This is a genomic window from Microbacterium binotii (assembly GCF_021398715.1).
In the GTDB taxonomy this organism is placed as follows: Bacteria; Actinomycetota; Actinomycetes; order Actinomycetales; family Microbacteriaceae; genus Microbacterium; species Microbacterium binotii_A.
This window is the reverse complement of sequence record NZ_CP090347.1, coordinates 1706985-1722960: the sequence shown is the minus strand read 5'-3', so window position 1 is coordinate 1722960 and position 15976 is coordinate 1706985. Positions and strand designations below refer to the sequence as shown.

General features: G+C 70.3%; 14 protein-coding genes. 8 read left to right on the top strand and 6 right to left on the bottom strand.

Annotated elements, in window-relative coordinates; translation table 11 throughout:
* Position 1 precedes the first annotated feature (1 nt).
* From LXM64_RS08655 to mvk, 6 genes are read right to left on the bottom strand one after another with little or no spacing between them, the layout of a single operon-like run.
* Positions 2-1168 (bottom strand): hydroxymethylglutaryl-CoA synthase, encoded by a 1167-nt coding sequence (locus LXM64_RS08655; protein WP_234072881.1) that lies wholly within the window; start codon positions 1166-1168, stop codon positions 2-4.
* Entirely contained in the window at positions 1165-2211 is a 1047-nt protein-coding gene (locus tag LXM64_RS08650) for a hydroxymethylglutaryl-CoA reductase (RefSeq protein WP_234072880.1), read from the bottom strand. Before LXM64_RS08650 ends, LXM64_RS08655 begins: the two co-directional genes overlap by 4 nt.
* Positions 2201-3289: a type 2 isopentenyl-diphosphate Delta-isomerase gene (gene fni, locus LXM64_RS08645; protein WP_234072879.1), complete on the bottom strand. Its 1089-nt coding sequence runs from the start codon at positions 3287-3289 to the stop codon at positions 2201-2203. Before fni ends, LXM64_RS08650 begins: the two co-directional genes overlap by 11 nt.
* Positions 3286-4377: a phosphomevalonate kinase gene (locus tag LXM64_RS08640; RefSeq protein WP_234072878.1), complete on the bottom strand. Its 1092-nt coding sequence runs from the start codon at positions 4375-4377 to the stop codon at positions 3286-3288. The genes fni and LXM64_RS08640 overlap by 4 nt, the downstream gene beginning before the upstream one ends.
* Positions 4374-5342 (bottom strand): diphosphomevalonate decarboxylase, encoded by a 969-nt coding sequence (mvaD, locus tag LXM64_RS08635; RefSeq protein WP_234072877.1) that lies wholly within the window; start codon positions 5340-5342, stop codon positions 4374-4376. The genes LXM64_RS08640 and mvaD overlap by 4 nt, the downstream gene beginning before the upstream one ends.
* On the bottom strand, positions 5339-6331 hold the full coding sequence (gene mvk / locus LXM64_RS08630) for a mevalonate kinase (RefSeq protein WP_234072876.1): 993 nt from the start codon (positions 6329-6331) through the stop codon (positions 5339-5341). Before mvk ends, mvaD begins: the two co-directional genes overlap by 4 nt.
* Positions 6332-6455: 124 nt before the next feature.
* Between mvk and pyrR the strand changes: the two genes are divergently transcribed.
* Genes pyrR through gmk form a run of 8 tightly spaced genes read left to right on the top strand, consistent with a single transcriptional unit; the run spans position 6456 to position 15969 of the window.
* Entirely contained in the window at positions 6456-6986 is a 531-nt protein-coding gene (pyrR, locus tag LXM64_RS08625; protein ID WP_234072875.1) for a bifunctional pyr operon transcriptional regulator/uracil phosphoribosyltransferase PyrR, read from the top strand.
* Positions 6983-7951, top strand: a complete 969-nt coding sequence (locus LXM64_RS08620; RefSeq protein ID WP_234072874.1) for an aspartate carbamoyltransferase catalytic subunit — start codon at positions 6983-6985, stop codon at positions 7949-7951. The genes pyrR and LXM64_RS08620 overlap by 4 nt, the downstream gene beginning before the upstream one ends.
* Entirely contained in the window at positions 7948-9258 is a 1311-nt protein-coding gene (locus tag LXM64_RS08615; RefSeq protein ID WP_234072873.1) for a dihydroorotase, read from the top strand. Before LXM64_RS08620 ends, LXM64_RS08615 begins: the two co-directional genes overlap by 4 nt.
* The gene (locus tag LXM64_RS08610; protein ID WP_234072872.1) at positions 9255-9767 is read left to right on the top strand and encodes a hypothetical protein; all 513 of its coding nucleotides are present in this window, start codon (positions 9255-9257) and stop codon (positions 9765-9767) included. Before LXM64_RS08615 ends, LXM64_RS08610 begins: the two co-directional genes overlap by 4 nt.
* Positions 9764-10918, top strand: a complete 1155-nt coding sequence (gene carA / locus LXM64_RS08605; RefSeq protein WP_234072871.1) for a glutamine-hydrolyzing carbamoyl-phosphate synthase small subunit — start codon at positions 9764-9766, stop codon at positions 10916-10918. Before LXM64_RS08610 ends, carA begins: the two co-directional genes overlap by 4 nt.
* Positions 10918-14205, top strand: a complete 3288-nt coding sequence (carB, locus tag LXM64_RS08600) for a carbamoyl-phosphate synthase large subunit (RefSeq protein ID WP_234072870.1) — start codon at positions 10918-10920, stop codon at positions 14203-14205. Before carA ends, carB begins: the two co-directional genes overlap by 1 nt.
* Positions 14202-15062 (top strand): orotidine-5'-phosphate decarboxylase, encoded by an 861-nt coding sequence (pyrF, locus tag LXM64_RS08595; protein ID WP_234072869.1) that lies wholly within the window; start codon positions 14202-14204, stop codon positions 15060-15062. Before carB ends, pyrF begins: the two co-directional genes overlap by 4 nt.
* The gene (gmk, locus tag LXM64_RS08590) at positions 15055-15969 is read left to right on the top strand and encodes a guanylate kinase (protein WP_137416979.1); all 915 of its coding nucleotides are present in this window, start codon (positions 15055-15057) and stop codon (positions 15967-15969) included. The genes pyrF and gmk overlap by 8 nt, the downstream gene beginning before the upstream one ends.
* Positions 15970-15976: the final 7 nt, after the last annotated feature.

The window sequence follows — 15976 nt, the reverse complement described above, 5'->3', positions numbered from 1 at the left end:
GTCAGGCCTGATCGGCGGTGTACTGACGCGCGCGCCCTCGCACGCCCGCGAAGTGGTACGGCCACGGAGACTGTGCCGGCACGGCCACGTCCTGGCGGCTCCCCAGGTGCGCCGCCGCGTGCAGGGCACGGTATGCAGGCACGTCCACTCGAGTGCGGGCGGCGAGCATCTCCGCGGTCTCATCGGCGCGGGTGTGTGCGCGGTAGCCGGGCTGTACGACGCCGGCGAAGAACTCGCTCACACTGCCGGAGCCGTAGCTGAACATGCCCACGCGCTTGCCGGTCAGATCATCGTCGCCGTCGAGCAGAGCGGCGAGACCGAAGTACAGCGACGCCGTGTACGAGTTGCCGATGCGCCGGTTGTACAGGGTGGAGCGCAGGTAGCGGTCCTCCGCGAGTTCCGTTCCCAGGTGCTCGGCGAGACGGCGATGCGCCTTGGCGGCCATCCGCGTGAACGGCTGGTGGTGCGTGAAGACGTCGATCTCGTCGACATCCGCTCCGCCGTGGGAGCGGTAGTCATCCCATGCGCCGACGAAGCCGTCGAGATACGCATCGATGGACAGCTTGCCGTCGACGACGGCGGTCACGCTGTCGTTGGGTCGCCAGAAGTCGTCGACGTGGGCGGTGTGCAATCCGGTCGCCGGTTCGATGCTCATGAGGGCCGGGTCCGCGGTGACGAGCATCGCGACCGCACCGGCACCCTGTGTGGGCTCGGCAGCGGAGTCCAGCTCGTAGCGGGCGATGTCGCTCGCGATGACGAGCACCTTCGATCCCGGCTCGCGCGCGACGAGGCCCGCGGCCGCCTGCAGCGCGGCGGTCGCGGAGTAGCAGGCCTGCTTGAGCTCGATGACGCGGCTGGTCGAGGGCAGGCCCAGCAGATCGTGCACCCAGACACCGGCGGACTTGGACTGGTCGACCCCCGACTCGGTCGCGAAGAAGACGGTGCGGATACCCTCGGCACCGTGGCGGTCGATGATGCGCCGGGCCGCTGTCGCACCCATCGTGACGATGTCCTCGTCGGGGCCGGGAACGCTCATCTGATCCTGGCCGAGCCCGACGTGGAACTTGCCCGGGTCGACACCCGTCGCCGCCGCCAGGTCGTCGAGCTCCAGCACGTGGCCGGCGGTGGCGACCGCCAGGTCGTGGATACCGATCAGGGGCGCGGTCATCGCGTGGCCTTTCCGTTGCGCTCCAGCTGGAGGTGGGAGGTCATGAGTTCTCCGGGGTTCGTCTGGGCGGCCAGGAGGGAGAGCTCGCCGCAGAGCACGGTCGCCGCGACGAGGGCGGCCAGTCGGCGGGCGTTCTCGCCCGACTCCCGTTCCTCACGGCACCCGAGGCGCGTGAGGGCCTCCTCGACCTGCGGGAGGTCTTTGCCGTTGCCGACCGTGCCGACGATCAGGGTGGGCAGTGTGCACGAGAAGTACAGGTCGCCGTCGCCGCGGACCTCGGCCCAGGTGATTCCCTGAGATCCCTCGACGATGTTGGCGGCGTCCTGACCGGTGGCGAGGAAGATCGCGAGCAGCATGTTGGCGTAGTGGGCGTTGGCCGAGCGCAAGGCTCCCGCGATCGTCGAGCCGACGAGGTTCTTGCGCGTGTTCAGTTCGACGATCCGTGCCGCGGTGGAGCGCAACTGGGCCTCCACGATCTCAGCGGGGATGAGGATGTCGGCGACGACGTTGCGACCGCGGCCCAGGATGCCGTTGACGGCGGTCGCCTTCTTGTCGGAGCAGTAGTTGCCGGATATGGATCCGTACTCCAGTTCGGGATGCCACTGCAGGATCTGGGTCATGAGCGACTCGGCGGCCAGCGTCACCATGTTGTGTCCGGATGCATCGCCCGTCGACAGGGCGAAGCGCACGAAGAGCAGGTTGCCGACGACTTCGGTGTCGACGTCGAGGAGCCGAGCGTGCCGGCTCTGCGCGGCCACGGTCGCCGCGAGTTCGGCGAAGCGACCGCGGATGTCGCGTCCGGCGCGGACGGCGGTCGCGGCGTCGACGGCCGTGAACAGTGAGGAGCGCGTCATCCGCTCGTCCACCACCGTCACCCGGATGCCGTCGTCTATGAGGCGGGAGATGCGCGCGCCGCGCCCGACAGAGGGCCAGAGGGGGCTCTCGTACGTGGCGAGGGGGACCTCCTGCTCGCCGACGACGTCGCCGCTCAGACGCAGCGGACCGACCCAGCGGGTGGGCAGGGGAGTGAACTCACCGGTCATTCCGGCTCCTTCCAGGTGCGCCGAGCGCATCGGAGCGATGCGCCAGCGAGGTGATGTCGATCGCGCGTGACCGCGCGAAGTCGGCGGTCTGGCCGCCGATGATCAGATCCGTCATGACCAGGTCCGCACTGGAGCGCGCACCGAGAACGGTCAGGAGGGCTCGGAGCTGTGTCTTCCACGCATCGAGCGCGGCGGACAGGGCATCCGTGCCCCCGTCGAGCACGATCCGCAGGAAAGTGCCGGAGACGCCGACGGCTCCTGCGCCGAGGGCGAGGCCCCGGACGACGTCGAGGGGTGTGCGTACTCCTCCGGACGCGAGCAACGGGGGCGCGTCGGACGGCGCGTCGAGCAGACACTCGACGGCGCTCTGCCCCCATCCGGCCAGATAGCCGAAATCCGCGTCGGCTCGGCGTGCGTTCTCGATCTGCACGAAGTCCGTGCCGCCGCGACCGGCGACGTCCGCGGCGGAGACCCCGATGTCCCCGAGGACGGAGAGCGTGCGTCGGCTGAAACCGAACCCGACCTCTTTGACGACGACGGGGACGTCCACCGCCGCGACGATGCGCTCCAGCGACGTGACCCAGTGGCCGAAGGAGCGCCCGCCCTCCGGCATCACGATCTCCTGCACGGCATTGACGTGGATCTGCAGCGCGTCGGCATCGATGAGGTCGATCGCCCGGCGGGCGTCGTCAGCCGATCGTTCGATACCGATGTTGGCGAACAGCAGTCCGTCCGGATTCTCCTCACGCAGCACGCGGAACGTCGCGGCGGCATCCGGGTCGTCGAGTGCGACACTCATCGAGCCGGAGGCGATCGGCACACGCGCTGCTGCGGCCGCGGTCGCGAGCGCACGATTGATCTCGCCCGTGCGCGCGCTGCCGCCGGTCATCGCGTTGATGTAGAACGGCGTGGACCACTGCAGCCCGGCCACCTCGGTGTCCAGCGTGACATCGGATGCGTCGATGCCGGAGAGCGCGTGATGCAGGAAGCGGACATCGTCGAAGCCGTTCCCGGCCACGAGCGGATGCTGAGCGGCGGCGAGCCGGACGTGGTCGTCCTTGCGATCCGCGGCGCTCACGGTGCACCTCCCTCGGCGGGCGACACCGACAGCGTCAGGTGACGGATGTCGCGCTCCTCCCAGTCGCGGAGCATGCCGGCGATGTCGGCGTCTTCGGGAGCCAGGACGATTCCGCAGTCGCCCCCGCCGGCGCCCGACGATTTCGCCGCGGCCCCCGCCGCCTCGGCGGTGTCGCAGAGCGCGGCGAGCGCGTCCGTCTCGATGGCGACGCCGGCGCTTCGTCCGAGGCGTCGCAGCAGCCGCCGAGCCCGCCGGACGGCGCCGAGCGTGGCGACGTCGTCGCCGTGGGCGAGCGCGCGTGCCAGCTCCGTCACGCACGCGCGGGAGTCGAGCAGGAACGCCGGGTAGTCCATGGCGCCCGATCCGTCCCGCACCGCGTCGACGAGCCGCGCGGTGGATGCGGGGCGACCGGTCCATCCGACGAGGAAGCGGAGGGATGAGGGCGGCGCGAGGCGGGTGATGTCCAGTGGCTCCCACCCGCGCGATGCCAGCAGATCGGCGACGGAGGCCTCCGTCTGGAGGGCCGCCCGAAGCACCTCTCGGTCGGGCGAGCGGTAGGAGATCCAACCGCCGAATGCGCTGGCGGCGAGGTCGCCACCCGATGCCTGCGGCGCGACCTGGATGGTGGCCAACAGGGCGAGGCGGTACGCGTCGCGCCGGGACAGGCCGAACCCGTAGAACTCGTCGATCGCCCGGATCGTCGCGATCGTGACCGCCGCGGACGATCCGAGACCGAATTTCCGGCCGGAGGCGTCGTCGAGTCCACTGTCGATGCGCAGATCGTAGTAGCGCGCCGACAGCCCGCGCTCCGAACGCAGACGTTCGGCGAGTGTGATGGCTGCGAGCACGTACTCGTACGGATGGTGCTCGGCATCGATCGTCAGTCCATCGCCCGCACGACCCCAAACCAGCGGAGTGCGGCCGAACTCGGGCGAGTGAACGCTTCCGGAGTCCGCGCTGGGGGTGAGACGGACCGTCAGGTAGCGATCGACGGCGACGAGCACGGCGGGCTCTCCGGGAGTCACGACCGCGTACTCACCCGCGATGAACAGCTTGCCCGGCGATCGGACGATGATCGAGGCGGTCATCCGACGGACCTTCCGCCGACCACCAGCCCGGGCCCGGGCAGTGCGATGACGGTCTCGGCCAACGCGCCGAGCTCGCCCGCGACGGCCTCGGCATCCGCGGCGCGGCACAGGGCGACGACGTTCGGGCCCGCGTCCGCCGTCGCGTACGACTCCAGGCCCGCGTCGCGCAGCGCCGCCACGCGGTCGAAGAGCGCGATGCTCGTCGGCGAGAGGTAGCGGATGGACGGGGCCGAGGCCTGGATCACGGCGTGCATCCGAAGCGCGTTGTTCTCGGTGAGGCGTCCGAGCTGCGCGACGTCGCCCTCGACGCATGCGCGACGCGCTTCCTCGAGCGTCGCCGCGGTCGAGGAGACCCACGCGGGGTAGAAGGGCGAGGTATCCGCCGTGCGGCGCATCGCCTCCCGGCTGGAGACCTGCTTCTCGCCGCTGTCCACGATCGCGACGACCATCGCGAGATCCGCGGGCGCCGGTAGCGGTTCCGCGTACGACTGCTCGTCGTCGCCCGCGTGCCAGAGGGCGAAGCCGCCGAAGACGGAACGCGCGGCGGAACCCGAACCGCGACGGGCGAGGCGGCTGAGCTCCCTCGCGCTCAGCTGCAGTCCGAAGGCGGATGCGGCGGCGCCGGCGAGTGCGGCGAAGCCGGCGGCGGAGGACGCGAGCCCCGCAGCGGACGGCACGGTGTTGTGGGACTCCACACGGGCACGTAGAGCAGAGCCGGACAGCTCTCTTACGAGATCGAGGAAGCGTGCGGTGCGCTCGGCGGGGATCCCCGTCTGCTCGCGGCCGTTCAGCACGAAGACGTCGGCGTCCAACGTGTCGTCCACCACGACGGTGGTGGTCGTGGGGAACACGCCGAGCGTCATCGACAGGCTGCCGGTGGCCGGCAGGTTGAGCGCCGCGTGGGCTTTGCCCCAGTACTTCACCAGAGCGATGTTCGGATGCGCGGTCGCGCGGGCCTCTGTCATGTCGTCGCCTCCACCGTGGTGGTCCAGGTCGCGGCCGCTCCCGCGCCGCGCAGGGCGCCGGCGACCTCGGCGGCGCTCTTGTCGTCGCGGATCAGCACGAGGACGCATCCGCCCCGCCCTCCGCCGGTCAGTTTCGCTCCCCAGGCGCCGTGCGCGCGCGCCGTGGCCGCGAGTTCATCGAGTGACGGGTCGCCCACACCCAGGAGATCCAGCGTCGCGTGACCCCGGTCCATGACGGCACCCAGACTCCGGGCATCGCCGGTCGCGAGGTGCGTGCGCGCCTCGCGGGTCAGCTCGCCCAGTTCGTCGAGCAGAACCGTCGTGCCCTGCGGGTCTTCATCGTGACGCCTGCGGACATAGGCGACGGCTTCCCTCGTGCGGCCGGCGACGCCGGTGTCGGCGATCACGAAGGTGAGGGGGGCGGCCACGGCGACGGGTGACACGGCACCGTCCTCGAACCAGATCGGTGCGTCGGCGCGCACGGCGTGTGCGTCGAGACCGCTCGGTGACACGTGAGCGACACGCTCGGCCCGCTGGATCACGTCGTGCTCGGCCGCGGCATCCAGGTCGGTACCGAACGCGGCGGCCACGGCGCGCACGACGGCAGCGGCGACGGCGGCGGAGGATCCGACACCGCGCTCGGCCGGCAGGTCGCTCGCGATGCGGAGATCGATCGACTCACCGGCGGCACCGACCGCTTCGAGCGCTGCCGCGGCAGCCATGGCGGTGGGGCCCAGGCGTGCGGGGGCTGCGGTCAGAGGTCCGTCGTACAGATCGCTGTGCAGATGGCTCGGACCGCTCGACCGGCGGACCTCGGCCCGTACCTGAAGCGCGGAGAGCGGGATGGCAAGTGCCGGCCGTCGGTAGACGACGGCGTGCTCGCCGAGGAGGATCGCCTTGCCGGATGCCCGCCCGCTCGCTGCAGCAGTGGGGGTCGGCGTCGCCGGCGCATCGGATGGGCGCGCGGGACGGGCGGAAGAACTGGTCATAGGAACGCACGCGAGCCTAACAGCGTCCGCGCCGCCGGGCGCGGAGCCGGCTGTCTGGGATAGGCTGTATGCAAACCACAGCAACCTTTAACCCCGTCCTGTGAGGCGGAGAAGGGAGCGGCGGATGAGCACGCGAACCGTGCTGCATGAGGCCGACATCGCCAGGGCCCTGACTCGGATCTCCCACGAGATCCTGGAGTCCAACCGCGGTCCGGAGGGGCTGGTGATCCTCGGTATCCCGACGCGAGGGGTGCCGCTGGCCCGTCGCATCGGCGCCCTCGTGTCCGACTTCGGCGGCGTACCGGTGCCCGTGGGCGCCCTCGATGTCACGATGTACCGCGACGACCTCGCCAGCAACCCCACCCGGGCGCCGCACCGAACCGACATCCCCGCGGGCGGCATCGACCACCGCACGATCGTCCTCGTCGACGACGTGCTCTTCTCGGGCCGGAGCATCCGGGCCGCTCTCGACGCGCTGCAGGACATCGGACGCCCCGCCGCGGTGCGGTTGGCCGCCCTGATCGACCGGGGTCATCGGGAGCTTCCGATCCGCCCCGACTTCGTCGGCAAGAACCTGCCGAGCGCACGCGACGAGCGCGTCAACGTCCGCCTCGCCGAGACCGACGGCGTCGAAGAGGTGACGATCGAGTCATGAGGAACCTCCTCGACACCCGCACGCTCGGCCGCGAGCAGGCCCTCCGCATCCTCGACGTCGCAGAAGACATGGCGGATACGCAGCAGCGCGAGATCAAGAAGCTGCCGACGCTGCGCGGCAAGACGGTGGTGAACCTCTTCTTCGAGGACTCGACGCGCACCCGGATTTCCTTCGAAGCGGCGGCGAAGCGCCTGTCCGCTGACGTCATCAACTTCTCGGCCAAGGGCTCGAGCGTCTCCAAGGGGGAGTCCCTGCAGGACACCGCCCAGACGCTGCAGGCCATGGGAGCGGACGCCGTCGTCATCCGTCACGGCGCATCCGGGGCTCCTCGCACCCTCGCCACGAGCGGCTGGATCACCGCCGGCGTGGTGAACGCCGGCGACGGGACCCACGAGCATCCGACGCAGGCACTGCTGGACGCGTTCACACTGCGCAAGCGTCTGTTCGGTGCTGACAGTCGGGGCCGCGACCTGTCCGGGGTGTCCGTCGCGATCGTCGGTGACATCCTCCACTCGCGCGTCGCACGCTCCAACGTGTGGTTGCTGCACACGCTCGGCGCGCGGATCACTCTCGTCGGGCCGCCGACCCTCATCCCGCAGGATGTGTCGGCGTGGCCGGCAGCGATCGAATACGACCTCGACCGTGCCATCGCCGACGGTCCCGATGCGCTCATGATGCTGCGCATCCAGCTCGAGCGGATGAATGCGGCGTATTTCCCGACCGAGCGCGAGTACGCGCGAGCGTGGGGACTGGACGGCGAGCGTCTCGACGCCCTGCCGGCCGATAGCATTGTCATGCACCCTGGGCCGATGAACCGCGGGCTGGAGATCTCCGCTGCGGCGGCGGATTCGCCGCGATCCACGGTGCTCGAGCAGGTCACCAACGGCGTATCCGTGCGGATGGCTGTGCTGTACCTGCTGCTTGCGGGCGAACGCCCCGCCTCCGAGAAAGAAGGTGCGTCATGAGCGGAACGTACGTGATCCGCGGCGTGCGGCCGGTCGGCGCCGCCGCGGTCGATCTCGTCGTCGCGGACGGCCTCATCCAGGAGATGGGGAGTGGCCTCAGCCGAGCCGGGGCCCAGGTCATCGATGCCGAGGGCCTCGTCGCCCTTCCCGGCCTGGTCGATCTGCACACGCATCTGCGAGAGCCCGGCTACGAGGCATCCGAGACCATCCTGACCGGCTCTCGTGCGGGCGCCGCGGGCGGGTACACGGCCCTGTTCGCCATGCCGAACACGTCGCCCGTCGCGGACACCGCCGGAGTCGTCGAGCAGGAGCTCGCGCTCGGCGAAGCCGCCGGCTTCGTCGACGTCCAGCCCATCGGGGCCGTGACGGTCGGACAGAAGGGCGAGCGGCTGGCGGAGCTGGGAGCGATGGCTCACTCCCGCGCGCGCGTGCGTGTGTTCAGCGATGACGGCTTCTGCGTCTTCGATCCGCTCATCATGCGTCGCGCCCTCGAGTACGTGAAGGCGTTCGACGGCGTGATCGCACAGCACGCGCAGGACCCGCGTCTGACCGAGGGCGCTCAGATGAACGAGGGCGCCGTCTCGGCCGAGCTGGGGCTCACCGGGTGGCCCGCCGTCGCGGAGGAGTCGATCATCGCCCGCGACGTCCTGCTCGCCGAGCATGTCGGGTCGCGCCTGCACGTCTGCCACCTCTCCACGGCCGGCAGCGTCGACATCATCCGCTGGGCGAAGAAGCGGGGCATCGCAGTGACCGCCGAGGTCACCCCGCACCACCTGCTGTTGACCGAAGAACTCGTTCGCGGATACGACGCGCGGTTCAAGGTGAACCCGCCGTTGCGGCGGGACGAGGACGTGCAGGCGGTCCGGGAGGGCCTCGCGGACGGCACGATCGACATCGTCGCGACCGACCACGCACCGCATCCCGCCGAGGCGAAGGCCTGCGAGTGGCAGGCCGCGGCCAACGGCATGGTGGGACTCGAGAGCGCCCTGCGCGTCGTGCACCACGCCATGGTTGAGACCGGACTGCTCGACTGGGCGGACGTCGCGCGCGTCATGAGCAGCGCGCCTGCCGCGATCGGGCGCCTGCAGGCGCACGGCCGTCCGCTCGCCGTGGGCGAGCCGGCCCATCTAGCGTTGTACGACGACAGCGTTCGCGCGAGGTTCGCCGTCGACGACCTGCACGGACGCAGCACCAACTCGCCCTACCTCGGGCGCGAGCTGCCGGGTTCGACGCGGTGGACGTTCCGCGCCGGCATCGCGACCGTGCGCGACGGCGTCGTCGTGGATGCGGCGGAGGTGCACGCATGAGCCGAGAGGGCGCACTGCTGGTCATGCTCGCCGTCGCACTGCTGCTGATCGGCCTCATGCTCTGGGGCTGGCTGCGACGAGTGCGACGAGACAGCGGCCTTGCCGCGCCGCTCGGTTCGCCGCCCGCCGACGCAGACGTGCTCGCACGCTTCGCCGGCCTGTACGTGGCGACGACCGCGCACGACACCGCCCTGGAACGTCTCGCCGTTCGAGGGCTCGGGTTCCGCGCCAAGGCCGACCTCCTGATCACCGACGCCGGCGTGGCGCTGCTCGCCCACGGCGGCGAGCCGGTGTTCATCGACAGAACGCGCCTCGTGTCCGCTCAGCAGGCCACCGTCACGATCGACCGCGTGGTCGAGCGGGACGGGCTGGCCCGTCTCAGCTGGCGCATCGACGACGACACGCTCGTCGACTCCTACTTCCGCCCGCAGGACGCCTCGGCTCGCGCGGTCGCCGCCGCCCTCGACGCGATCCTGCCCCACCCCACCTCGACGGGAACCGACGTATGACTCTCTTCCGCACCGGACCGGCCGTCCTCGTCCTCGAAGACGGCACCCGCCACTCCGGCCGCGCCTACGGCGCCACCGGCACCACCCTCGGCGAGGTCGTCTTCGCCACCGGTATGACCGGCTACCAGGAGACCCTCACCGACCCCTCCTACGCGGGACAGATCGTCCTGCAGACCGCGCCCCACATCGGCAACACCGGTGTCAACGACGAGGACACCGAGTCGCGGCGCATCTGGGTCGCCGGCTACATCGTGCGCGACCCCTCGCGCGTCGTGTCCAACTGGCGTGCCGAGGAGTCGCTCGACGACGCACTCACGAACGACGGCATCGTCGGCATCAGTGGCATCGACACCCGTGCCGTGACGCGCCACATCCGCTCGGCGGGCAGCATGCGCGGCGGAATCTTCTCGGGCGACGCCGCGGCGATCGACCCGGAGGAGCAGCTGCGCATCGTGCGCGAGGCGCCCGCGATGGCGGGACAGAACCTCTCCGCATCCGTCTCCGTCGTCGAGACCGAGATCACCCCCGCCACCGCGGAGCGCGTCGGGAACCTGGCCGTGCTCGACCTCGGGGTCAAGCAGGCCACGATCGACAACCTCGCCGCTCGCGGATTCGACGTGCACGTGCTGCCGCAGACCGCCACGATCGAGGAGATCCGCGCGATCGACCCCGTCGCGGTGTTCTACTCCAACGGCCCCGGCGACCCGGCGGCATCCGCCGATCACGTCGAGCTGCTGCGCGCGGTGCTCGATGACCGCCTGCCGTTCTTCGGCATCTGCTTCGGCAACCAGCTGCTGGGGCGGGCGCTGGGCTACGGCACGTACAAGCTGCCCTTCGGTCACCGCGGCATCAACCAGCCCGTCATGGACCGCACGACCGGGCGCGTGGAGATCACCGCGCACAACCACGGCTTCGCAGTGGATGCGCCGCTCGACGGCGTGAGCGACAGCCCGAACGGCTACGGCCGCGTCGAGGTCAGCCACGTCGGCCTCAACGATCAGGTCGTCGAGGGGCTACGCGCCCTCGACATCCCCGCGTTCAGTGTGCAGTACCACCCGGAGGCCGCCGCCGGCCCGCACGACGCGAACTACCTCTTCGACCGGTTCCGGGACATGGTCATCGCCGAGCAGAGCAAGAAGGACACCAAGTAATGCCCAAGCGCGACGACATCCGCTCCGTCCTCGTCATCGGCTCCGGCCCGATCGTCATCGGTCAGGCCTGTGAGTTCGACTACTCCGGTACCCAGGCGTGCCGTGTGCTGCGTGCCGAGGGCGTTCGCGTGATCCTGGTCAACTCGAACCCGGCCACGATCATGACCGACCCCGACTTCGCCGATGCGACCTACATCGAGCCCATCAACTGGCGGGTCATCGAGACCATCATCGCCAAGGAGCGCCCCGACGCGATCCTGCCGACCCTCGGCGGCCAGACGGCGCTGAACGCGGCGATCGACCTGCACAAGAACGGTGTGCTGGAGAAGTACGGCATCGAGCTCATCGGCGCCAACTTCGAGGCCATCAACAAGGGCGAGGACCGCCAGATCTTCAAGGAGCTGGTGATCGAGGCCGGAGCGGATGTGGCCGCCTCCGTCATCTGCCACTCCATGGACGAGCTCCTCGCCGGTGCCGAGAAGCTCGGGTACCCGCTCGTGGTTCGCCCCTCCTTCACGATGGGCGGACTGGGCTCGGGCTTCGCGTACGACGAGGCCGATCTGCGCCGCATCGGCGGCGCCGGTCTGCACGACTCGCCCACGAACGAGGTGCTCCTCGAGGAGTCCATCCTCGGGTGGAAGGAGTACGAGCTCGAGCTCATGCGCGACACCGCCGACAACACGGTGGTCGTCTGCTCGATCGAGAACGTCGACCCCGTCGGCGTGCACACGGGGGACTCGATCACGGTCGCCCCCGCGCTCACGCTGACAGACCGCGAGTATCAGAAGCTGCGCGACATCGGCATCGAGATCATCCGTCGCGTGGGTGTCGACACCGGCGGCTGCAACATCCAGTTCGCCGTCGACCCCGTGACCGGGCGCATCATCGTGATCGAGATGAACCCGCGCGTGTCGCGCTCCTCGGCGCTGGCGTCGAAGGCCACGGGCTTCCCGATCGCCAAGATCGCCGCCAAGCTCGCGATCGGCTACCGCCTCGACGAGATCCCGAACGACATCACGAAGGTGACCCCGGCGAGCTTCGAGCCGACGCTGGACTACGTCGTCGTCAAGGTGCCGCGCTTCAACTTCGAGAAGTTCCCCGCGGCCGACACGACACTCACGACGACCATGAAGTCGGTCGGCGAGGCGATGGCGATCGGTCGCAACTACGCGACGGCCTTGCAGAAGGCGCTGCGATCGCTGGAGAAGCGCGGCTCCAGCTTCCACTGGGGTGACGAGCAGCGCTCGGTCGAGGAGCTGCTGGAGATCGCGGCCACCCCGACGGACGGGCGCATCGTCGTCCTGCAGCAGGCCATGCGCAAGGGAGCCACGATCGAGCAGGCGTTCGAGGCGACGGCGATCGATCCCTGGTTCCTCGATCAGATCGCGCTGATCAACGAGGTGGCCGAGTTCGTGCGCGCGGCCGGCGAGCTCGATACCGAGGTGCTGCGGGTCGCGAAGGAGCACGGCTTCAGCGACGCGCAGATCGCCGAGCTGCGCGGCATCGGCGAGGCCGAGGTGCGCGGCATCCGCCACGCCCTGGGACTGCGGCCCGTCTACAAGACGGTCGACACGTGCGCCGGAGAGTTCCCCGCTCTCACGCCGTACCACTACTCGAGCTACGACGCCGAGACGGAGGTGTCGCCGTCGGAGCGCACCAAGGTCGTCATCATCGGCTCCGGCCCCAACCGCATCGGTCAGGGCGTCGAGTTCGACTATTCGTGCGTGCACGCGAGCTTCGCGCTCTCGGATGCGGGCTACGAGACGGTCATGATCAACTGCAACCCGGAGACGGTCTCGACCGACTACGACACGAGCGACCGTCTGTACTTCGAACCGCTCACGCTCGAAGACGTGCTCGAGGTGCTGCATGCGGAGAGCGCGTCGGGCGAGATCCTCGGTGTCATCTGTCAGCTCGGAGGCCAGACCCCCCTGGGGCTTGCGAAGGGCATCGAGGCGGCGGGCTACCGCATCCTGGGCACGAGCCCCGCCGCGATCGACCTGGCGGAGGAGCGCGAGCTGTTCTCGCGCCTGCTGGACGACGCGGGCCTGGTCGCGCCGCGCAGCGGCACGGCGATCGACGTCGACGGCGCGGTGAGCGTCGCCGAGGAGATCGGCTACCCGGTGCTGGTGCGCCCGAGCTTCGTGCTCGGCGGCCGCGGCATGGAGATCGTCTACTCGACGGAGGCGCTGCGCGACTACTTCGTCCGCATCGCCGATGCGGCCATCATCGGCCCGGGGCTGCCCCTGCTCGTCGACCGCTTCCTGGACGACGCCATCGAGCTCGACGTGGACGCCCTGTTCGACGGCCAGGAGCTGTACATCGGCGGCGTGATGGAGCACCTGGAGGAGGCGGGCATCCACTCCGGCGACTCCTCCTGCACGCTCCCTCCCGTGTCGCTGGGCCGCACCGACGTCGACCGTGTCCGTGAGGCGACGCTGGCCATCGCCCAGGGCGTGGGCGTGCGGGGGCTGCTGAACGTGCAGTTCGCGATCAGTGCCGGCGTGCTCTACGTGATCGAGGCGAACCCGCGCGCGAGCCGCACGGTGCCCTTCGTCTCCAAGGCGCTCGGCATCCCGCTCGCGAAGGCCGCCAGCCGCATCATGGCGGGCAGCTCCATCGCCGAGCTCAAGGCCGAGGGGATGCTTCCCGAGCAGGACGGCTCGCGTGTTCCGCTGGACGCACCCGTCGCCGTCAAGGAGGCCGTGCTGCCCTTCAAGCGGTTCCGCACGAAGGACGGCCAGACCGTCGACTCCGTGCTCGGGCCGGAGATGCGCTCGACCGGCGAGGTCATGGGATTCGACCGCGATTTCCCGACGGCGTTCGCGAAGAGCCAGCAGGCCGCCTACGGCGGGATGCCCCTGTCGGGCACGGTGTTCATCTCGGTCGCCGACGCCGACAAGCGCGCCGTGATCCTGCCGGCCCACCGCCTCCAGGAACTCGGCTACGAGCTCGTGGCGACGGAGGGAACGGCGGAGATCCTCGCTCGGAACGGCATCGCGGTGCGCACCGTCAACAAGTACTCGGCGACGCAGGAGACGGGGGAGACGAACATCGTCGATCTCATCAACGCGGGTGAGATCGACATGATCGTCAACACGCCCAGCGGCGGCCTGGCGCGCGCGGACGGGTACGAGATCCGCGCGGCCGCGGTGGCCGCGGACAAGGCACTGTTCACGACGATGGCCGTGCTCGGCGCCGCCGTCAGCGCGTTGCCCGTGCTGCGCGAGGGGTTCGACGTGAAGAGCCTGCAGGAGTACGCGGTGGAGCGGGCGGCGCGCGCGTGAGCGCAGCCGGTTTCGGAACGCGGCTGCAGGCCGCGCTCGACGAGTACGGCCAGCTGTGCGTGGGGATCGACCCCCACGCACAGCTGCTGCGCGCCTGGGGCCTCGGCGAGGATGCGGCCGGGGTGCGCGAGTTCGGTCTGCGCGTCGTGGATGCGGCCGCGGGGCGCGTGGGCGTCGTGAAGCCGCAGGTCGCGTTCTACGAACGGTTCGGGTCGGCGGGTTACGCCGCCCTCGAGGACGTGCTCGCTGCGGCGAGGGATGCGGGCCTGCTGGTGATCGCCGACGCGAAGCGGGGCGACATCGGTACGACGATGGACGGCTACGCCGCCGCGTGGCTCGAGCCCGGTGCGCCCCTGGAAGCGGATGCGCTCACCCTCAGCCCCTATCTCGGACCGGAGTCCCTGCACGAGACCATCACCCGCGCGATCCGGGCGGACAAGGGCGTGTTCGTCCTCGCCGCGACGAGCAATCGCGAGGCAGCCGCCGTGCAGACCGCCATCACGGTCGATGCCTCGGCAGGTGACGACGAGCCGATCGCGGCCCGCGTCGCTCGTGAGGTCGGCTCCTACAACGTCGGGAGCGCGGGAGCCCTCGGCCCCGTCGGCGTGGTGGTGGGAGCGACGCTGCAGCGCACATCGTTCGGGCTCACCGACACGGTGCTCGCCGGGACCCCCATCCTTGCTCCGGGTTTCGGCGCGCAGGGTGCACAGCCGTCGGATCTCGACACGCTCTTCGGCTACGTGGCGGCGCAGGTCGTGGCCAGTGAGAGCAGGAGCATCCTGTCTGCTGGTCCGGCCGGCTTGGTCGCCCGCATCGATGAGAGGCGCGCACTCTATTCGGAGGTCCGCCGTGGTTGACAGTCGAACGCCGCCCGAGGTCGATCGTGCCGCGGCGTCGCGCCGAGCCGTCGAGGCCCGTCGCGCCCGCGCGTCGCTCAAGCGCGACCTCGCCACGCGCGTGATCAGCGGCCAGGAGGTGCTGCGACGTGCGGTCGCCGCCCCCGCATCCGCCGCCGGAACCCTGCGCGTCCCCGAGTTCCTCACCTCGCTCCCGGCCATCGGAGAGGGCAAGCGGGATCGCATCCTCGCCGAGCTCGGCATCTCGCCCGTGAAGCGTCTCGGCGGCCTCGGGGTGCGCCAGCGCGCCGCGCTCCAGGAATGGCTCGACGGTCGTCTGCCGGAACCCCAGCCGCGCGCCGCCCGCAGCCGTCTGCTCGTCCTCGCCGGCCCGACCGCGGTCGGCAAGGGGACCGTGGCCGCCCACATCCAGGAGCACTATCCGGAGATCCTCCTCTCCGTCTCCGCGACCACGCGCCCGCCCCGCCCCGGCGAGGTCGACGGCACGCACTACTTCTTCGTGGACGACGCCGCCTTCGACGATCTCATCGCGCGCGGCGAACTGCTCGAGTGGGCGACCGTGCACAACAAGTACCGTTACGGCACGCCCCGTGGTCCGATCGAGCGCGCCTTGGCCGACGGTCGCACGGTGCTGCTGGAGATCGATCTGCAGGGAGCCAGGCAGGTGCGGGCGGCCGCGCCGGACGCCGCGCTCGTGTTCCTGCTCCCGCCCAGTTGGGACGAACTCGTGCAGCGCCTGGTCGGACGAGGCACGGAGGATGCGGAAGAACGCGCCCGGCGTCTGCGCACCGCGCGGGTGGAACTGGCCGCCCAGGGGGAGTTCGACTACCGGGTCGTGAACGCAGAAGTCGCCGAGGCCGCGCGTGAGGTCGTAGAATTGACGAAGGCTTCCGCGCGTCCGTCGTGATGCGTCG